The sequence below is a fragment of the Breoghania sp. JC706 genome, from assembly GCF_037026715.1.
Classification (GTDB): Bacteria; Pseudomonadota; Alphaproteobacteria; order Rhizobiales; family Stappiaceae; genus Breoghania.
The window spans coordinates 53,458-73,754 of record NZ_JBANCG010000006.1 but is presented as its reverse complement, the minus strand read 5'-3'; the positions used below and the strand labels follow the sequence as shown (position 1 = coordinate 73,754).

The window sequence follows — 20,297 nt, the reverse complement described above, 5'->3', positions numbered from 1 at the left end:
ACGGCCCGCCCGCACATGAACGCGTCCCTGCCGGTCGAAGAGGTCCTGCCGGAACTCCTGAGTGCGCTTGAAACCGGCCCGAACGCCGTTCTTGTCGCAAGTCCGGGTGCGGGCAAGACCACGCGGGTTCCGCTCGCGCTGCTGGAAGCGCCGTGGCGCGGCGACGGACGCATCCTCGTTCTTGAGCCACGCCGGTTGGCCGCGCGCGCCGCAGCACGGCGCATGGCGGAGACGCTCGGCGAGAGGGCAGGCGAAACGGTCGGCTACCGCATGCGGATGGAGACGAAGGTTTCCGCCCGCACCCGCATCGAGGTGGTCACCGAAGGCGTCTTTGCTCGGATGATCCTCAACGATCCCGACCTTGCCGGTGTCGCCGCAGTTCTCTTCGACGAGTTCCACGAGCGCAGCCTCGACGGCGATCTCGGCCTGGCTCTCGCGCTCGACGTCCAGTCCGCGTTGCGCGAAGACCTGCGCCTTCTCGTGATGTCCGCAACGCTTGATGCGGCAAAGGTCTCAGCCCTGCTGGGCGATGCGCCGGTCATCGAGAGCAAGGGACGGATGTTTCCCGTGGAGACGCGCTATCTCGGCCGCGATGGCGCCGCGCGGCTGGAGGCGGAGACGGTGAAGGCCGTGCGCAAGGCGCTTGCCGAGGAGACGGGTTCCATTCTCGTCTTTCTGCCGGGCCAGGGCGAAATCCGCCGCGCGGCGGAGATGCTCGGCGAACGCTTGCCGGCAAACGTGCTGGTCGCCCCGCTTTACGGCGCGCTGACGGGACGCGAACAGGATGCGGCGATCCGGCCGGCGCCCGAGGGCGTCCGCAAGGTTGTGCTGGCCACGTCGATCGCGCAGACGTCCTTGACGATCGAGGGCGTGCGGATCGTCATCGACACCGGGCTTGCCCGCGTGCCTCGCTATGAGCCCGCCACCGGGCTCACGCGGCTGGAAACGGTGAAGGTGACGCGCGCTGCGGCCGACCAGCGGCGCGGCCGGGCGGGACGCACGGAGCCCGGTGTGTGTTACCGGCTATGGAATGAGGCACAGACGGCGGCGCTTGCCGAACACGACCGACCGGAGATCCTGGAGGCCGATCTCGCCCAACTCGTTCTGGATCTGGCGCAATGGGGCGCGCGCGAACCAGATGCGCTCGCCTTTCCCGATCAGCCGCCCGCGGGCGCCTGGGCAGAAGCGAAGCAGTTGCTCACAGATCTCGAGGCGCTCGACGGGGAAGGTCGGGTGACGCGCGAGGGCGAGGCACTGGCCCGCCTGCCGCTGCATCCCCGTCTTGCGCACATGGTGCATCGCGCCGCAAGCGAAGGGCGCGGACAGCTGGCCGCCGAGATCGCGGTGATCGTGTCCGAGCGCGGGCTTGGCGGCACATCGAGCGACCTGCGCGAACGGTTGCGCCGGCTGCGTCGCGACAGTGGCGGAAAGGCCCGCGACGCCAGAGGGCTCGCAGCGCAATGGCTCAAGCGCATCGATGCGCTGCCCGAAGACACGGACAATCACGACGGCGAAATTGAGCAAGCAGGCCAGGTGCTCGCCCTCGCCTTTCCCGACCGGCTGGCACAGGCGCGCGGCGCGACGGGAAGCTTCCGCCTCGCCAACGGACGTGGCGCACAACTCGATGAGGCGGATGCGCTGTCACGCGAGCCGTATCTCGCCATCGCCGAGGTTCAGGGCAGCGCCCAGCGCGCGCGCATCCTGCTGGCCGCGCCGATATCGCGCGGCGACATCGAGGAGGATTTCGGCTCTCATATCGTCACCGAAGATGAGGTCCGACTGCAACCCGGCGGCGATACGGTCCGCGCACGTCGCATCCGGCGCCTCGGCAAGCTGATCCTGAGCGAGGTCCGGATCGACGACCCGGACCCGGCGCTCGTCGCCGGTGCCTTGCTGGAGGCCGCGCGCGGGCGCGGGGTCGAGCGGCTTGCCTGGTCGAAGGAGCAGAAGCGCTTGCGTGCGCGTGTCGGATATCTCCACGCCAATCTTGGCGATCCCTGGCCGGACCTGAGCGACAAGGCGCTGCAGGCCACGCCAGATACGTGGCTCGCGCCCTACCTGGCAGGCGCCTCGTCGCTTGACGACATCGACGCCGACCGGCTGGGACAGGCGCTTGGCGGGTTGCTGCCGTGGGACAGGATAGCGGAGATCGACAGGCTCGCCCCAAGCCATTTCGAGGCGCCGACGGGCTCGCGGGTTCCCATCGACTATGGTGCGGATCCCGGGCCCCGGATCTCCATTCGCGTGCAGGAGCTTTTCGGCCTCGACCGGCACCCTGCGGTGGCGGGAGGCCGCATTCCGTTGCTGGTGGAACTCCTCTCGCCGGCCCACCGCCCCATCCAGCTGACACGGGATCTGCCGGGCTTCTGGTCGGGCTCGTGGGCGGACGTGAAGGCGGACATGAAAGGCCGCTACCCGAAACACCCCTGGCCGGATGATCCGGCCTCGGCCGAGGCCACGCGGCGGGCGAAACCGCGCAACTGAGCGATGATCGGAGGACGAGGCATGCAATCGAACGGGCGCAAATGGCTGATGCCGGCCACAATCGCCGTGGTGGCCGCGGTGGGCCTCGCACTGGTCGGCATGGACATGATGCTGTCGGCCCCGCCCGTCGACCGTGTCGCCATCGAGACGTTGCCGGAGAACACGCCGGTTCTCGTCGCAAAGATCGTCGGGCACGGGCTCGACACGGTGTGCGTGTTGCCGCCGGAAGAAAAGCGCGTGCCGGCCGACGCCGTCGATGCGGCCGCGATCAACGACTTTCTGACGACCCGCACCTATGGCGGCGACGAGACCCACTGGGCCCTCGTCACCCGCGACGGCGACCGCTTCACGCTGACTCGCTTCGAGCGCACGGGTGGGCTTGATCTTGCGTGGGGGGCGGATGCCGGTGAGATCGAAACGGGCGGCCTGCGTCTCGTGCCTTGTGCACCAGGAGCGAATGCTGCCCTGGTCAAGCTTGGCGAGACGCGCGCGCGGATCGTTTTTGGGGCCTTGAAATAAGAACGACGCAACAGATTTGTTGCGCCGTCACAAGGTTTGCCGAAGCCGGTTCGCCGCCGCGCCCTCTCTTGTCATCACCGCCTTCGCTGGAATGACAAGAGAGAAAAGCGCGAAAGGCCAGTTCCCCGCTACTCCTCCGCCTGCGCCAGCAGGCTGGCGTTGCCGCCGGCTGCTGCGGTGTTGATCGAGATCACCTGTTCCTGCGCAAAGCGCGGCAGGTAGTGCGGGCCGCCCGCCTTCGGGCCGGTGCCGGAAAGCCCCGAGCCGCCGAAAGGCTGGGTGCCGACGACCGCGCCGATGGTGTTGCGGTTGACGTAGACGTTGCCGACCGGCAGGCGATCGACCACCTGCTTCACCGTCGTGTCGATACGGCTGTGAACACCGAGCGTCAGCCCGTAGCCGGTGGCGGCGATCTTCTCGATGACCTCGCCGAGCTTTTCCGCCTTGTAGCGCACCACGTGGAGGATGGGCCCGAAGACCTCGCGCTCAAGCGCTTCCGGCTTGTCCAGTTCGATGATGTGGGGCGCCATCCAGCTGCCGCCCGACAGGGCGCCCGACGGCACGTTTCCGGCGTAGCGAATTTTCTGCGCGGAACGCATGCGGTCGATATGCGACTGGATATTGTCGCGCGCCGCCCGATCGATGACCGGGCCGATATCGGTTGCGGCAAGGCGCGGGTCGCCGAGCCGCAGTTCCGCGGCCGCCCCCGCGATCATTTCCAGCATCTTGTCGGCCACGCCATCCTGCAGGAACAGAAGCCTGAGGGCAGAACAGCGCTGGCCAGCCGAGCGGAACGCCGACATGACGACGTCATCGCTCACCTGCTCGGGCAGGGCGGTGGCATCGACGATCATGGCGTTGATGCCGCCCGTCTCGGCGATCAGCGGGACGATCGGTCCGTCCTTGGCGGCAAGCGCGCGGTTGATGACCTGCGCGGTTTTGGTGGAGCCGGTGAAGGCGACGCCCGCGATGCGGGGATCGTCCACGAGTGCTGCGCCGATGGCAGGGCCCCCGGGCACGAGCTGCAACGCCTCCTTGGGAACGCCGGCCTGATGCAGCAGACGCACCGCCTCAAACGCAATGAGCGGGGTTTGCGGGGCAGGCTTGGCGATCACCGCGTTGCCGGAGACGAGCGCGGCCATCACCTGGCCGAGGAAGATCGCCAGCGGAAAGTTCCACGGCGAGACGCACAGGAAGACGCCACGGCCGCGGAACCGGTAACGGTTTTCCTCGCCGGTGGGACCGGGCATGAGCGTGCCGGCACCGAAGAGCCCCCGCGCCTCGACCGCATAGTAGCGGCAGAAATCGACCGCCTCGCGGATTTCCGCAATGCCGTCTGCCTGGGTCTTGCCAGCCTCCACGGCGAGCAGCGCCATCAGCCGATCGCGGTTTTCCTCCAAGAGATCCGCCATGCGTTCCAGTGCGGCAGCCCGGCCCTCGACCGGCATGCGCGACCAGCTCTGGAAGCCTTCGGCGGCTGCGCCGATGGCCGCAATCGCCTCCTCCGGCGTCGCTTCCGCAACCGTTCCGGCCACGGTCTGCCCATCCATCGGCGAGAGAACCTGGCGCGGCGCGCCGGTTCCGGCCTTGCCGTTTAGGAGCGCGGTGGCCTGCACCATCGGGAAGCTTTGCGCGGCGATCCCGGAGGCAAGCGCCTCGCGCTCCTTGGCATGACCGAACTCGATGCCGGCGGCATCCACGCGATTGCCGTAGAGCGCATGCGGCAGAACGATACGCCGGTTGCGCGCGCTGCCCGCCTCCAGATAGGCGGCCGGGCGCTTCAGGAGGCTGTCGATCGGAATGGAGGGATTGCCGACAGCCGCCACGAACGACGAATTCGCACCGTTTTCCAGAAGACGGCGGACGAGGTAGGCGAGCAGATCGCGGTGGCCGCCCACGGGTGCGTAGATGCGGCAAGGGTGACCGTCTTCCTCCACCACCGCCCTGTAGAGCGATTCACCCATGCCATGCAGACGCTGGAATTCGAACCGATCCGCCGGGGTCGACAGCTCCAGGATCTGGGAAACCGTCAGTCCGTTATGCGTTGCGAACTGCGAATAGATGCGGTCTCGGGAACTCAGCATCCGCTGTACGCAGGCCATGTAGGAGAGATCCGTCGCCGCCTTGCGGGTAAAGACCGGATAATCCTCCAGCCCACGCTCCTGCGCACGCTTGATTTCCGTGTCCCAGTAGGCGCCCTTGACGAGGCGCACCATCAGATGCCGGTCATGGGCGGTGGCGAGATCGTGAACGTAGCCGATCACGTCCAGAGCCCGCTTCTGGTAGGCCTGAATGGCAAGGCCAAGCCCCTCCCAGTCCGCCAGGGAAGGATCCGCCAGGGCTGCTGCAAACACATCGAGCGAGAGTTCCAGCCGATCGGCCTCTTCCGCATCGACGGTGAGATTGAGATCGTGCGCCTTCGCAAGACGGGAAAGCTCGATGAGCCTGGGCGTCAGATCGGCCAGGACTGCCTCGCCGTTGGTCGCCTCGTAGCGCGGATGAAGCGCGGACAGCTTGACGGAAATGCCCGGCCTATCGGGCAGCGGGCGGTCCCCTGCCCGCTGGGCGATCGCTTCGATGGCGTTCATGTAGCTTTCGAAGTAGCGATCCGCGTCGGCCGCTGTACGCGCCCCCTCACCCAGCATGTCGTAGGAATACCGGTAGCCCTTGGCCTCCATCGCGCGGGCACGGTCGAGCGCGCTGGCAATCGTCTCGCCCAGCACGAACTGGTGGCCCATCAAACGCATGGCCTGACGCGTGGCGGTGCGCATGGCCGGCATGCCGAGGCGCTTGGTGAGCTGGCGTAGGATCGTCTCCGGCGTCTCGCCGGGGTGCAGAAGGCGCGTGGATATGTCGAGCGCCCAGGAGGAGGCGGAGACGAGCCAGGTATCGGACTTGGGACGCTGGCTGCCGAGGCGCGCGGCAAGCTTGTCCTCGATAAGCTTGTCGGCGGTCGCCGCATCGGGCACCCGAAGCAGGGCTTCGGCCAGCACCATCAGCGCCAGGCCTTCCTTGGTCGACAGACCATAGTCACGCAGGAAATCCTCTACGCCGCCAAGTCCCGAGCGGGTGGACCGGATCGTGTCGATATAGCGCTCCGCCGTCGCGCTGATCCGTTGCTCGGCCATCGGGTCGAGCCGCGTCAGCTCCTTCAGCTTCTGGACGAGCATCTCGTCGTCAGGAGCGTAGTCGGGGCGAAACGGAGCGGGGGCAGAATGCGACATATCGGCGCGCGCGGCCGGCTGAGGCGAAAGAGTGTTCACGTTAGGGATCTCCAAACTGCTCATTCGCTAGAATAGCTCGAAGCTGATAGTGGTATCCTCCAAATGTGACCATCGAATCCGGAGATTTTCTGGAAATGGACGAATTAATCGCGGTTTTCGCGGATCTTGACAAACAGGACCGGAAGATCCTGGCCCAGCTCCAGGCCGACGGGCGCATCACAACGACGCAGCTTGCGGAGCGTATCGGGCTGTCTCCCACGGCAACGTCGGAGCGCGTGAAGCGGCTCACGCGGGAGGGCTACATTCTCGGTTTCACCGCCCGGCTCGACGCCGCGCGTATCGGGCTCGGCCTGCTGGTTTTCGTCGAGGTGAAGCTCGAGCGGACGACGCCGGACGTATTCGATGCCTTCGCCGAAGCCGTCAACAAGGTGCCGGAGGTGCTGGAGTGCCACATGGTCGCCGGCGGCTTCGACTACCTGCTGAAAGGCCGCGTCGCCGACATGGCAGCCTATCGAGCATTCCTTTCGGAAGTCGTGCTGAACCTGCCGGGTGTGCGCGAAACCCACACCTACACGGTGATGGAAGAGGTGAAAGACACCTCCGTGCTGCCGATCTGAACGCCCGCCTCCGGACCTTCCCGGTGCCTGGCGGCTTGCACATTCACCAAGCTGTGTGTTGACCTTCCCCCGATGGAGAACGCAAGCAATCGCTGTTGGTTGCTATCGTGGCCGCCTCACCGGACAGAAGGACACCCGCCATGCTCCGTGGCTTTTGCGCGACCCTGTTTGGCCTGCTCGCCACCGTCTGTGCGGGCCATGCGCAGCAACCGGACCCGGACAACTGGGATGCCCTTCTCTCCGCCGCGCGGGGCGAGACCGTCTATTTCCATGCCTGGGGAGGCGAGCCGCGGATCAATGCCTACATCGCCTGGGTGGGAGACGAGGTCGCGGCGCGCTACGGCATCACGTTGAAGCAGGTCAAGGTGGACGACACCGCCAATGTGGTCAGCCGCGTGCTGGCGGAAAAGGCCGCCGGACAGACCAGCGGCGGAGCGGTCGATCTCGTTTGGATCAACGGCGAGAACTTCGCCGCAATGAAAAAGCAGGGGCTTCTTCTCAAATCCGGCTGGGCGGACAAGCTGCCCAACTGGAAATATGTGGATGTCGCGGGCAAGCCCACCGTCACCCGCGATTTCACCGTGCCGACCGACGGGCTGGAAGCGCCCTGGGGAATGGCGCAGCTCGTGTTCATGTACGACACGGCACGCATCAAGGAGCCGCCGAAATCCATGGCGGCGCTGCTCGACTGGGCCAAGGCACATCCGAGACGCTTCACCTACCCGCAGCCGCCCGATTTTCACGGCTCCACCTTCCTGAAGCAGGCGCTTTACGAGCTCACGCCCGATCCCGCCCGGCTCCAACGGCCGGTGTCTGACGCAGATTTCGAGGCGCTCAGCGCGCCCCTCTTCGCCTATCTCGACAAGCTCCACCCCTTCCTTTGGCGCCAGGGCCGGGCGTTTCCGCAAAACGCCAGCGCCATGCGCCAGCTTCTCGCCGACGGCGAGACCGATATCGCCTTCACCTTTAATCCCGCCGGCGCCTCCAACGCGATCGCCAACGGTGAACTCCCCGATACGGTGCGCACCTATGTGCTCGATGGCGGCACGATCGGGAACACGCATTTCGTCGCCATTCCGTTCAATGCCAACGCACCTGCGGGCGCCATGGTCGTCGCTGACTTCCTGATGTCGCCTGAGGCGCAGGCTCGCAAGCAGGATCCCGATGTCTGGGGAGATCCGACGGTGCTGGCGGTCGACCGCCTGCCGGAGGCCGACCGGGCCCGGTTTGCGCAGCTCGATCTGGGGGTCGCGACGCTGTCGCCGCAGGAGCTTGGCAAGACCCTGCCGGAACCCGATCCGGGCTGGATGTCGCGGCTGGAAAAAGCCTGGGCAGCGCGCTACGGCGTCGAATGACGACGGTTAACGCCGAGCCCGGCATCGTGTTGCGGCTTGCCCCGGTGCTGACCGTCGCCGTGTTGATCCTGCCCGTCAGCGCCGGGGTCGCCGGCGTCGCCCTGCCCGCTTTTGGTTACCTGCCGGCGCTCGGCGGCACGCGATTCACGCTGGCGCCCTGGCACGCACTCATGGCGATGCCCGGCATCTGGCACTCGGCCGCCCTCAGCTTCGCGGCCGCGCTGGTGACCGCGCTCTGTTCCTTCCTGCTGGTCCAGTTCTTCGTTGCCGCCTGGCACGGGACACGGCTCTTCTCGATGATGCAGCGCGCATTGTCGCCGCTTCTTTCCATGCCCCACGCAGCGGCCGCCTTCTCGCTCGCCTTCCTGTTTGCGCCTTCCGGCTGGATCATGCGGCTTCTGTCTCCCTGGGCGACGGGGCTCACCCGCCCGCCGGACCTGCTCGTCATTCACGATCAGGCGGGCCTGGCGATGATGGCGGGGCTGATCGCCAAGGAGACGCCATTCCTGTTCCTGATGACGCTCGCGGCCCTGCCCCAGACGCCGGCCCTGCGCCTCGGCCAGTTCGCCACCAGTTTCGGGTACGGGCGGATCGCCGGCTTTTTCAAGGTGACGCTGCCGCTCCTCTATCCCCAGATCCGGCTGCCGATCCTTGCCGTCATCGCCTACGCCTCGTCCGTGGTGGACGTGGCGATAATCCTCGGTCCGACCCGCCCCGCACCGCTTGCCGTGCAACTCACGCGCTGGATGAACGATCCGGACCTCGCCCTGCGTTTTACCGCGTCTGCCGGCGCGCTGCTCCAGCTGGCAGTCACCGCCTCAGCGATTGCCTGCTGGATCGGGGCCGAAAGGATCGCTATCGCAATCAGCCGAAGATGGCGGACGGATGGCCGACGCCTTGCGAAAGACGGGCTCGTCAGGTTCTCGATCGCCCTTGCGACCATCGCGCTCGTCGGAGCGTTGACGCTTGGACTTGTCGTCCTTGCGCTCTGGTCCGTCTCGGGCTTCTGGCCGTTTCCCGACGCCTTTCCGCCGACGGTCTCGCTTCAGACCTGGATGCGTGCCCTGCCCCAGGCACGCGACGCAATCCTCACGACCATCTGGGTGGGACTTGCGGCGCTCTCTGTGGCTCTCGTCCTCACCATCGCGTGTCTGGAACGGGAGACCCGAACGGGCCGGCAGCCCGCGAAGGCGGCCCTGAACCTCGTCTATGTGCCGCTTCTGGTGCCGCAGGTGGCTTTTCTGTTCGGCCTGCAGTTCCTGCTTCTCGCCGCCGGACTGGGCACAAATGCGGGGGCGCTGGCCCTTGTCCATTTCGTCCTTGTGCTGCCCTATGTCTTCCTGTCGCTCGGCGATCCCTGGCGGGCATGGGACCCGCGCTACGGACACGTCGCAGCCGGCTTCGGTGCGCGACCGTCACGGGTATTCTGGCGCATAAGGCTGCCGATGCTCGTTGCCCCGATCCTCACGGCCGCAGCCGTCGGCTTTGCGGTTTCCGCGAGCCTGTATCTGCCGACGCTGCTAATCGGAGGTGGCCGCTATTCGACGATCACGACGGAAGCCGTTGCGCTTGCCTCGGGCGGCAACAGGCGGCTCATCGCCGTCTATGCCCTCATGCAGATGCTTCTCCCGCTCGTCGGCTTTGCCGTCGCGATCGCGGTGCCGGCCCTTCTTTTCCGAAATCGGCGCACGATGAGGAGCGCGGCATGAACGAGACGGCAAACGGCGGCGCTCTGGTTCTGGAGGCGGTGAGGATTTTGCGCAGCGGCATCCCCCTCATAGAAGTGGAAGCGACCGTGGAGCCCGGCACGGTTCTGACCGTGATGGGAGAAAGCGGCATCGGCAAGTCGACACTGCTTTCCTATCTCGCCGGTTTTCTCCCGCCGGGCTTCTCCGGGGCCGGCCGCGTGCTGGTGGGCGAAACCGACGTGACCCGCCTGCCTGCCCATTCGCGGCGCATGGGGCTGTTGTTCCAGGACGACCTGCTCTTCCCGCACATGTCGGTGATCGAGAACCTGATGTTCGCGGTCCCGCAGGATGTGGCACGCGGCGCGCGCAGGAAACGGGCGGAAGACGCGCTGGCCGATGTCGCGCTTGAAGGAATGGGCGCACGCGATCCGGCGACGCTCTCGGGCGGTCAGCGGGCTCGGGTGGCCCTCATGCGTGTCCTTCTTTCCGAGCCCCGGGTGCTGCTGCTGGATGAGCCGTTTTCCAAACTCGACATGGCATTGCGCGAGCAGATCCGCAGCCTTGTCTTCGCCAAGGCCCGCGAACGGCGGCTACCGGCCTTGCTCGTGACCCACGACGAGCGAGACGCTGAGGCCGCGGGCGGCCCGGTCATCACGCTGACGCGCTCGGGAAAAGAGGATGGAGATCTTCAAGACTGAAACAGGAGCGAGAGCGGGGCCGCGCCCTTGAAAAAAGCAACGGGCGGCAACGCGCCGCCCGTCTTTGATCCTGGACTTGATGCAGAAGAACTTATTCGGCCTCGTCGGCGGATGCCGCCTGAAGCTGCATGTAGCGCTCGACGCCGATGGCCTCCAGCAACTCAAGCTGGGTCTCGAGGTAGTCGATATGGCCTTCTTCGTCGGCCATCAATTCCTCAAAAAGCTTCATCGTGACGTAGTCGCCCTTGTCGTGGGCACATTCGCGCGCTTCCTTGTAGAGGGCACGCGCGGAATATTCTGCCGCAAGGTCGCACTCCAGCGCTTCCTTGATATTCTGGCCGATACGCAGCGGGTCGAGGCTCTGCATGTTCGGATGGCCACCAAGGAAAATGATGCGGCTCGTCAGCTTGTCAGCGTGCTGCATCTCCTCAATGGATTCTTCCCGCTCCTTCTTCGCGAACTTGGCGAACCCCCAGTCGTCGGCCAGCCGGTAGTGCAACCAGTACTGGTTGATCGCGGTCAGCTCGCTGCGCAGCGCCTTGTTCAGATATTCAATGACTTCAGGTTCACCCTTCATCGCCGAGGTTCCTTTTTCCGAGGGATAGTCTGTGGGGGCGCCTTGCCGGCCGCGTTTTCCGGGATCATCGGTTCTTCAGGATCGACATCCCACCAACGCGGGGCCTCCGGCTTGGACTCACGTAGTTTAGAATTATTATAACTCCGATGTATCACCTGCACAACCATTGGGAAGCAATTGCCGCATTTCGGCCGACAGTTCAGCTTCTTGAAACACCCCCCCGGCGTAACGATGCGTCCGGAGGGATCATCGCGGATTTCGGCGGCAGCCCTCTCCAGATCCTTGTCGGTCAGGACGTTGCACGAACATATGATCATCGACGAAATACCTGAGGCACTTTGGGTCGTGGCGGCGTCCAATTCGATGCGATAGGGTGTCGCGCTGCCAGATCGCAATCAGGCATGATCGAATCGAGTGGCCCTGAAGGTCCAACCCTGCAAAATAATCCGGAACGTCCGCTTGTCGATCAAACCTGTTCGGCTTGATCTCAAACGGCACTAACGTATGCGCGTCGCCGCATTATACAAGGTAACCGAGATGAGCGTTTCCGACAGCATGAACGAAGCTCGCAGGACGGTCGTGCTCACGGGCGCAAGCCGGGGTATCGGCCACGCGACAGTCAAGCGGTTCTCCGCGGCCGGATGGCGCGTAATCACCTGTTCCCGGCAGCCGTTTTCGGACAAGTGCCCCTGGCCTATGGGACCGGAAGACCACATTCAGGTCGACCTGTCCGATCCGGAGACCATCGACGTCGCCGTGTCGGAAATTCGCGAAAGACTTGAAACGGATGGATCGAAGCTTCACGCTCTCATCAACAATGCCGCGATCAGCCCGAAGGATACGGGCGGCGGTCGGCTGGATTCGCTGACCACGCCGATGGACCTGTGGCGCATGGTCTTTCAGGTCAATTTCTTCGCCCCGATCATGCTGGCGCGTGGCCTGGTGGAGGAGCTGAAGGCCGCCGACGGCTCGATCGTCAACGTCACATCCATTGCGGGCATGCGCGTGCACCCCTTCGCCGGAACGGCCTATGCCACGTCCAAAGCCGCTCTTGCTTCCCTGACGCGCGAAATGGCGGCCGACTTCGGCCCCTTCGGCATCCGCGTCAATGCCATCGCCCCCGGCGAAATCGACACGTCGATCCTTTCCCCGGGTACCGAGCGACTGATCGAACAGATCCCCTTGCGGCGGCTCGGCCAGCCCGATGAAGTGGCGGAAACGATCTTCTTCCTTTGCAATGCCCCAAGTTCCTACGTCACCGGCGCCGAGATCCACATCAACGGCGGACAGCACGTCTAGACCGGGGCTCATCCTCTTCCAGGCAATGACCACGGAAGCGGGCGCTGGCGCGCTGTGTCGCTTCTGGCGGGACGACCATGTCCCCAGCGCCTGACCTGTAAGCGGTATCGGGTTGAGGAGCATGATACCGTTTTTGGCTGAGCTCTGAGGCGGCACGGCGCCCGAACTTGAAGGCCGCCTGCCCTTGGGGACAATGGCGTCGCACATCAGGCGCTGCCTCTCCCGAGCCGGACCTTCCGCACTTGCGAACCAGCCTCACCGAGAGGGATGAATGGTTTCGCCCGCAGATGGCGGCCACGCGCATCCACCCGGAAGTCAAACCTCATCGAAAGCACAGAGATATCGACTCGAGCGCTACCTAACGCTCTTAAATTTACTGATTTTTCTCATTTTCCACCCATTCTTTTGCCGCATTCCAATCTACATCCAGAGCAGGCATGTCAAATAAATCAGGATTTCTATTGAATCTTCCGATCGGGGCCAAGATTACCGGCGGCTTCGGACTCGTCCTGGTGCTCGCGGTCGCCATCGGGCTGAGCGGCATCCTGGCTATCATGTCGCTCAACAACCGAATGGCCCTGACCGCCGCCTCCATTGACGTGGCTAACCAGTTGCAGAAGGTTTCCGCAGCCCGCGAAGCCTACATGCAACAGCGAACGCCGGAGCTGCAGGGTGCGGTCGACCGCGAGACGGCCGCATTGAGGCAACAGATCTCCGTCATGGCCGAGAAGACCGGCGACGTGGATGGGACGGCAGGGATTCGCGAGGCAGGGCAGTCCGTGACCTTGCTCGTGGATGGTTTTTCAAAGCTGACCGAGCTTCTTGAGCAGCGGAGCAGAAACCTCGCGCAATTCCTTGAGGGCTCTGCGGCGCTCGACACGTCGGCGTCGGCGTTCAGTCAGACCATCCAGCAGGTTCGCAACCAGACGAGCAAGGAACTGGCAGCGAACCAGGTGAAATTGCAGCGCATCGACACGCTGGCACGCCTTTCCTCCGAGACGATTGAACGGCTACTGCTCGTCCAGACCTATTTCTCCGGCGGCGCCTCGGGCAATGCAACGGCTCAGGCGCTTGCGGAATCGGAATCGCTCGAGGAACTCGCACAACAATTTGCCAAGGCCGGCAAGGATGGCCCGCAGCAAGCCACAACCGACGACCTGGCCGAAAAGCTCTCCACCTATCGCGCCAATATCGTGAAACTCTCCCAGACGACCGACTTCGCCACGCTTTACGGGCTTGAAGCCGCCGTCAGATCGTCTGGAAAGGCAGCGCTCGATGCGGCCAACGCGCTTCGCAAGACGGTTTATGACCTGGTCGATACCGGGCGCCGGCGTTTTCAGGAGATCAGTGCCACGGACGAGCAATTTGCCCGCCTGGCCCACGCTGCAACGTTCATCCGGACGCAGGCGCTTACGGCAGAGGCACGCTTCCACGCCTTTGTCAGCAACCGTGACGACATGACCGGAAAGGACGCCCTGGCGGCGCTCGGCGCTCTGAAGGCGGCCAACGATGCCATGTCCGTGGAGCTTCTCAGTCTCTCGCCGCTCGCCCCCCAATCGGCAGAATTGCGTGCCGCGCTCGATCAACTGGAGACACTGACGACGGAAATACGCGGGTCTCTCGAGACGCTCGTCACCTTGCGCAACGCCTTGGCTGAACAAACCACAAGTCTCGATCAGGTTTCGCGCGAGGTCCGCCAGGCAATTGCCGACATGGCAAGTGCCGAAAGTCAGGCGGCAACCGCCGCCGGTTGGTGGGCGCTCTGGCAGATCGGAGCCACCCTCGCCGTGGCGATTGTGGCGGCGAGCGCAATTGCACTCGTGCTCTCCCGCGCCATCGCCCGGCCGACCCGCACGCTCACCCACACAATGGAACGCCTCGCCAACGGGGATACGGATGTCGCCATTCTGGGAACGGAACGCAAGGACGAGATCGGCGGTATGAGCCGCGCGGTCGGGATCTTTCGAGACAATGCGGTGGAGCGCAAACGCCTGGAGGAGACCAAGGAGCGTGTCGATCAGGCCGAAGCGGAGCGTCGCACGCGCATCGAGGCACTCATTTCCGGTTTCCGAAACGATGTTCAGGACCTGCTGCAGTCCGTTTCGGGCAGCATAGACACGATGGCATCGACCGCGAACGAGCTTTCCGACATCGCCCATGGCGCATCGGCGCGCACGGCCCATGCCGCAAGCGCATCGAGCGGTGCTTCCCAGAACGTCCAGACGGTAGCAAGTGCGGCGGAGGAGCTGGCATCCTCGATCGCCGAAATCGGCCGGCAGATCGACATGACGACGACGGTCGTTGGTCGGGCGACGACGGGAACACAGGAAACCAACGCCAAGGTCGCGTCGCTGGCGGAGTCCGCCCAAAAGATCGGCGAAGTCATTGGCCTGATCCAGGATATCGCCGAACAGACCAACCTCCTTGCCCTGAACGCCACGATAGAGGCCGCACGTGCCGGAGAGGCAGGCAGGGGCTTTGCGGTCGTCGCTGCGGAAGTGAAGGAGCTGGCAACACAGACATCGAAGGCGACGGACGAGATCAGCTCCCAGATTTCCGGCATTCAGGGGTCAACGGATGAGGCCGTCGCAGCGATCAGGCACATCGCGGAAACGATGGAAGAAGTGAACAGCTACACCGCGGCCATCGCGGCGGCCGTCGAACAGCAGGGATCGGCGACCACGGAAATCAGCCGCAGCGTTCAGGATGCCACCCGGGACACGAGCTCGGTCAGCGAGGAAATGGACAGTCTTGCCGCTGTCGTGAACCAGACGACGGAATCGGCCCGCTCCGTGCGGGTATCGAGCGCTGATGTCTCGCAAAAGACCGAACATCTGCGCGCTCAGATCGACAGCTTCCTGAAGGAGGTGACCGCGGCCTGACGGTTGCGGTGACTTTCTCGGGGACTTGATCCCGTGCAGCCGGACATGAAAAAGGGCGGAGGTGCCCCGCCCTTTCCGCTTCTTCGGCAAAGTGCGAACGTCAGGCTGCGGCAACCGCGCGCTTGGCCATGACCGTGACCAGGTTGGCGCGATATTCCGCCGAACCATGAATATCGCCGAGCAGACCCGACGGGTCGACCGAGATGCCTGCAACCGCATCAGGCGACCAATTGGAGGCAAGCGCACTCTCCATTTCCGCGATACGGAAAACGCCGTCTGCCCCCGCACCGGTCGCCGCGACCCGAACGGAGCCGTCGGCGAACTGCGCCACGAAGACGCCGGCCATGGCATAGCGCGAGGCGGGGTTTGGAAATTTCGCGTAAGACGATTTCGCCGGAATCGGTACTTTCACGGCGGTGACGATCTCGTCCTCGTCGAGCGCCGTCTCGAACAGCCCGGTAAAGAAATCATCCGCCGCGATCTCGCGCTTGCTGGTGACGATGGTTGCCCCCAACGCCATCATGCCGGCCGGATAGTCGGCCGCCGGATCGTTATTGGAGATGGAACCGCCGATCGTGCCGCGATGGCGCACGTGGGGATCGCCGATCTTGGAGGCCAGGGCCGCAAGACCCGGTATGTCGGCCTTCAGTCCGGCATTGCCGGCCACCTCGGCGTGCCGCGTGCCGGCGCCAATGACATAAGCGTCGCCCTGCTTCTCGATCCCGCGCAAGGCATCGATGCGCGAGATGTCGACAATGTCGGAGGGCGCTGCAAGCCGCTGCTTCATGGTTGGAATGAGGGTCTGGCCGCCGGCCAGCAGCTTCGCCTCGTCGTTGCCGGCGAGAAGGCCCGCCGCCTCCTCGACACTGCCGGCGCGATGATAGTTGGTCGCGTACATGGATATCCCTTCCCCTTTCGGCCTGCCCCTGCGGGCTGCCGGGAATTCAGAAAAGGCCCCGGCGCGGGCTGCTCCGCGCCGGGACGAAACCGCGTCTCGTGTCCTATTCGGCGGCCATCGGCGCCCGTGCCGCCTGTGCCAGGCGCCAGACCTTCTCCGCCGTCGCCGGCATCGACAGATCTTCCGTGCCCAGCGCGTCGGTCAACGCATTGATCAGCGCCGGCGGCGAACCGATGGCGCCGGCCTCGCCGCAGCCCTTGATCCCGAGCGGGTTGCCCGGGCAGATCGTCTCCGTCGTCATCACCTTGAAGGACGGGAGATCGTCGGCACGCGGCATGCAGTAGTCCTGGAAGGAGGCCGTGGTGAGCTGACCGGATTCCGCGTCGTAGACGCAGCCTTCCAGCAGCGCCTGGCCGATGCCTTGCGCCAGCCCGCCGTGAACCTGTCCCTCGACGATCATCGGGTTGATGATCCGGCCGAAATCGTCAGCGGCGACGAAATTGACGACCTCCGTCTTGCCGGTGTCGGGATCGATCTCAACCTCGCAGATGTAGCAACCGGCGGGGAAGGTGAAGTTGGTGGGATCGTAGAACGCCCCCTCCTTCAGCCCCGGCTCCATGCCGTCGGGCAGGTTGTGCGCGGTATAGGCGGCAAGCGCAACTTCCGTCATGGAGAGCTGCTTGTCGGTGCCGGCGACCTTGAACGCGCCGCCTTCAACGACGATGTCGGTCTCGGCCGCCTCCATCAGGTGGGCGGCGATCTTCTTCGCCTTGGCCTCGACCTTGTCGAGCGCCTTTGAAATGGCCGACATGCCGACGGCGCCGGAGCGCGAGCCGTAGGTGCCCATGCCGAACTGCACCTTGTCGGTGTCGCCGTGGACGATCTGCACCGTGTCGATGCCGACGCCGAGGCGTTCGGCAACGAGCTGGGCGAAGGTCGTCTCGTGGCCCTGGCCATGGCTGTGCGAGCCGGTCAGAACCTCGATGGTGCCGACGGGATTGACCCGCACTTCCGCCGATTCCCACAAGCCCACGCCAGCACCGAGCGAGCCGACGGCCTTGGAGGGAGCGATGCCGCAGGCCTCGATGTAGCAGGAGACGCCGATGCCGCGCAGCTTGCCGCGCGAGGCTGCTTCCGCCTTGCGGGCAGGGAAGCCGGCATAGTCGATGGCATCCTGCGCCGCGCGCACGGAAGCGTCGTAGTCGCCGGCGTCGTAGCACATGATCACCGGCGTCTGGTGCGGGAACTCGGTGACGAAGTTCTTGCGGCGAAGCTCGATCGGGTCGAGCCCGAGTTCGCGCGCCGCAACCTCCATGATGCGCTCGACCACATAGGTCGCTTCCGGCCGGCCCGCGCCGCGATAGGCATCGACCGGCGTGGTGTTGGTATAGACAGCCTTCACGTTGGCGTAGATCGCCGGCATGGCGTACTGGCCGGACAGAAGCGTCGCGTAGAGATACGTCGGCACGGCGGACGAAAAGAGCGACATGTAGGCGCCGAAATTCGCCGTCGTGTTGACCCGGAAGCCCGTGATCCGGTTGTCCGCATCAAAAGCCAGCTCCGCCGTCGTCGTGTGGTCGCGACCATGGGCATCGGTTAGGAAGGCCTCGGTGCGGTCCGAAAGCCATTTCACCGGTCGGCCCACCTTCTTCGCCGCCCACAGGCAGGCGACTTCTTCCGGATAGACGTAGATCTTGGAGCCGAACCCGCCGCCAACGTCGGGAGCAATGACGCGCAGCTTGTGTTCCGGCGCAATATTGTAGAAGGCCGACAGCACGAGGCGCGCGGTGTGCGGGTTCTGCGAGGTCGTCCAGAGCGTGAAATGCTCCTCCGCGCCGTCATAGTCGGCAACGGCAGCGCGCGGCTCCATCGGGTTCGGCACCAGCCGGTTGTTGGTGATGTCGATCTTCGTCACGTGGGCGGCGTTCTCGATAGCCGCATCGACCGCCGCCTGATCGCCGATCTCCCAGTCGTAGATCAGGTTGCCCTCGCATTCGGGATGGATCTGCGGGGCACCGGCCTTCAGCGCCTCGGCCGGCGTCGTCACCGCCGGCAGTTCCTCCCAGTCGACCATCACCGCTTCGGCCGCGTCCCGTGCCTGGGCGTAGGTGTCGGCGACCACCATGGCGACCGACTGGCCGACGAAGCGCACCGTGTCGGTGGCAAGCGCCGACCACACGCCCATCTTCATCGGCGTGCCGTCCTTGGAGTGGATCATCCAGCCGCAGATGAGGTTGCCGACACCGTCGGCGACGAGCTGATCGCCCGTAAGAACCGCATCGACGCCCGGCATTTCGCTAGCTGCCGAGGCATCGATCGACTTGACCTTCGCGTGGGCGTGGGGGCTGCGCACGAAGGCCACATGGCCCATGCGCGGCAGAGTCATGTCGTCCGTATACCGTCCCTTGCCCGTGATGAAACGCTTGTCTTCCTTGCGCGGCACACGCGCACCGAAGCCTTCAACTCCCATTTCGTCCTCCCTGGGATACCCCTCCCGGGGCTCTCCCTCGTGAAACGTCCCTCCGTCCGGCACCCATTCGAGAAGCTTGTTCTCAGACGAAAACATCATGCAAGCGGTCCCAGGCCGTTTGCCGGCAATTGCAGGTTTCGGCTATTCCGCAGCCGTCGCCATGGCCCCGGCCATCTCGTCGGCAGCTGCCTTGATGGCCTTGACGATATTGTGGTAGCCGGTGCAGCGGCAGATATTGCCTTCGAGCTCATGACGGATGGTCGCCTCGTCGAGCTTGGCGTCGTAACGCTCGATCATGTCGACCGCCGCCATGATCATGCCCGGCGTGCAGAAACCGCACTGCAGGCCGTGATGCTCTCGGAAGGCCGCCTGCACCGGGTGAAGCTGATCGCCCTTGGCCAGCCCCTCGATCGTGGTGACGCTGCATCCGTCGGCCTGGGCGGCCAGCATCGTGCACGATTTCACCGCCTTGCCGTCCACATGGACGACGCAAGCCCCGCACTGCGAGGTATCGCAGCCGACATGGGTGCCGGTGAGCCCGAGCCCTTCGCGCAGGAACTGCGAGAGCAGCGTGCGGCCCTCGATCTCGCCCGTGACGGTCTTGCCGTTCACGGTCATTGAAACCGTTGCCATGAAAAATCCTCCCATTTCGTCATCGATGACCAGCGGCGTCCCAACCGCGTCGCCGCGATTGTGACGCGTCGGCGACCCGTTACATATTCGCAATCAGAATGATGATGATCAGCACGGCAAGGCCGATCAAGCCCCACACCATGGGACCGCCGAGCGTTCCCTTGCCGGCTTCCACTTCCAGCCGCTCCTCCGCGTCGCGAACCGCGTCCTCCATCGCGTTTTCCGCGCTCGCCGTGGCACCGGCGATCGAATGCTCGCCCTCCCCCGACACCTCTTCTTCCGCCGCCGCCTCACCCGCAGCGGCTTGCGCACCGCTGCCGCCGAGGGCCTGCGAGAAGTTGCCGAAGAACTCGTCAGCCATCTTGCGCGCGGTGGAATCGATGAGGCGGGAGCCGAGCTGGGCGAGCTTGCCGCCGACCTGAGCGTGGGCCTCGTAGGTGAGAATGGTCTCCTCGCCCTCTTCGGCGAGGTGCACGTCCGCGCCGCCCTTGGCGAAGCCTGCAACGCCGCCCTTGCCCTCGCCAACGATCGTGTAGCTCTCGGGGGCGTTGATGTTCTCGAACTTGACCTCGCCCTTGAACTTCGCTTTCACGGGGCCGACCTTCGCCGTCACTTCGGCCGCCATTTCATGTTCGCCCGTCTTCTCCAGACTTTCGCATCCGGGCAGGCAGTCTTTCAGGATTTCGGGATCGTTGAGCGCCTCCCAGACCTTCTGGCGCGGCGCCGGGATGCGATATTCCCCCTTCATGTCCATCGCGGACTTACTCCTCCAACATGATCATCTGGCACGATCTTCTGCCATGGTCGTTCGGCGAGCGGCCCGCAACAATTCGGGCTTTTGGCCGAAAGTTCAATCATGCCAAGGTGCTATGATCGAAGACATCGGACACCGCTCTGCAGCGGGTATAGCTTGTCGGCTGGACCGCAGGTTGACAAGCGGCCGAAAACAAAAA

The 20,297-nt window shown here is 64.8% G+C and carries 14 protein-coding genes; 8 read left to right on the top strand and 6 right to left on the bottom strand.

Going from position 1 to position 20,297, the window contains the following annotated elements:
• The first annotated feature begins 15 nt into the window (after positions 1 to 15).
• Positions 16 to 2,484: an ATP-dependent helicase HrpB gene (gene hrpB / locus V2L18_RS13530; RefSeq protein ID WP_336178795.1), complete on the top strand. Its 2,469-nt coding sequence runs from the start codon at positions 16 to 18 to the stop codon at positions 2,482 to 2,484.
• Between the two features lie 21 nt (positions 2,485 to 2,505).
• Entirely contained in the window at positions 2,506 to 3,003 is a 498-nt protein-coding gene (locus V2L18_RS13525; protein ID WP_336178794.1) for a hypothetical protein, read from the top strand.
• 128 nt (positions 3,004 to 3,131) lie between these two features.
• Here V2L18_RS13525 and putA read toward each other — a convergent pair whose 3' ends face one another.
• Positions 3,132 to 6,227, bottom strand: coding sequence for a bifunctional proline dehydrogenase/L-glutamate gamma-semialdehyde dehydrogenase PutA (gene putA / locus V2L18_RS13520; protein ID WP_336179125.1), 3,096 nt, complete (start codon positions 6,225 to 6,227; stop codon positions 3,132 to 3,134).
• 134 nt (positions 6,228 to 6,361) lie between these two features.
• On the opposite strand from putA, the gene V2L18_RS13515 reads away from it, so the two are divergent.
• The 4 genes from V2L18_RS13515 (at position 6,362) to V2L18_RS13500 (ending at position 10,585) form a co-directional block, all read left to right on the top strand.
• Complete coding sequence (locus V2L18_RS13515; protein ID WP_336178793.1) at positions 6,362 to 6,844, top strand: Lrp/AsnC ligand binding domain-containing protein; 483 nt, start codon at positions 6,362 to 6,364, stop codon at positions 6,842 to 6,844.
• A gap of 140 nt (positions 6,845 to 6,984) precedes the next feature.
• The gene (locus tag V2L18_RS13510; RefSeq protein WP_336178792.1) at positions 6,985 to 8,199 is read left to right on the top strand and encodes an ABC transporter substrate-binding protein; all 1,215 of its coding nucleotides are present in this window, start codon (positions 6,985 to 6,987) and stop codon (positions 8,197 to 8,199) included.
• Complete coding sequence (locus tag V2L18_RS13505; protein WP_336178791.1) at positions 8,196 to 9,908, top strand: ABC transporter permease; 1,713 nt, start codon at positions 8,196 to 8,198, stop codon at positions 9,906 to 9,908. Before V2L18_RS13510 ends, V2L18_RS13505 begins: the two co-directional genes overlap by 4 nt.
• Positions 9,905 to 10,585, top strand: a complete 681-nt coding sequence (locus V2L18_RS13500) for an ATP-binding cassette domain-containing protein (protein ID WP_336178790.1) — start codon at positions 9,905 to 9,907, stop codon at positions 10,583 to 10,585. The genes V2L18_RS13505 and V2L18_RS13500 overlap by 4 nt, the downstream gene beginning before the upstream one ends.
• A gap of 91 nt (positions 10,586 to 10,676) precedes the next feature.
• Here V2L18_RS13500 and bfr read toward each other — a convergent pair whose 3' ends face one another.
• Entirely contained in the window at positions 10,677 to 11,162 is a 486-nt protein-coding gene (gene bfr, locus V2L18_RS13495) for a bacterioferritin (RefSeq protein WP_336178789.1), read from the bottom strand.
• 537 nt (positions 11,163 to 11,699) lie between these two features.
• Between bfr and V2L18_RS13490 the strand changes: the two genes are divergently transcribed.
• Positions 11,700 to 12,461, top strand: a complete 762-nt coding sequence (locus V2L18_RS13490) for an SDR family oxidoreductase (RefSeq protein ID WP_336178788.1) — start codon at positions 11,700 to 11,702, stop codon at positions 12,459 to 12,461.
• 461 nt (positions 12,462 to 12,922) lie between these two features.
• Complete coding sequence (locus tag V2L18_RS13485) at positions 12,923 to 15,343, top strand: HAMP domain-containing methyl-accepting chemotaxis protein (RefSeq protein ID WP_336178787.1); 2,421 nt, start codon at positions 12,923 to 12,925, stop codon at positions 15,341 to 15,343.
• Between the two features lie 100 nt (positions 15,344 to 15,443).
• Here the strand turns inward: V2L18_RS13485 and V2L18_RS13480 are convergent, their stop codons facing one another.
• The 4 genes from V2L18_RS13480 to V2L18_RS13465 all read right to left on the bottom strand — a co-directional run bounded on the left by V2L18_RS13480 (position 15,444) and on the right by V2L18_RS13465 (position 20,098).
• Entirely contained in the window at positions 15,444 to 16,241 is a 798-nt protein-coding gene (locus V2L18_RS13480; RefSeq protein WP_336178786.1) for a xanthine dehydrogenase family protein subunit M, read from the bottom strand.
• Positions 16,242 to 16,344: 103 nt separating this feature from the next.
• Positions 16,345 to 18,711 (bottom strand): xanthine dehydrogenase family protein molybdopterin-binding subunit, encoded by a 2,367-nt coding sequence (locus tag V2L18_RS13475; RefSeq protein ID WP_336178785.1) that lies wholly within the window; start codon positions 18,709 to 18,711, stop codon positions 16,345 to 16,347.
• A 141-nt stretch (positions 18,712 to 18,852) separates the two neighbouring features.
• A complete protein-coding gene (locus tag V2L18_RS13470; RefSeq protein WP_336178784.1) occupies positions 18,853 to 19,344 on the bottom strand; it encodes a (2Fe-2S)-binding protein in 492 nt (163 codons plus the stop codon).
• 79 nt (positions 19,345 to 19,423) lie between these two features.
• Positions 19,424 to 20,098, bottom strand: a complete 675-nt coding sequence (locus V2L18_RS13465; protein ID WP_336178783.1) for a carbon monoxide dehydrogenase subunit G — start codon at positions 20,096 to 20,098, stop codon at positions 19,424 to 19,426.
• Positions 20,099 to 20,297: the final 199 nt, after the last annotated feature.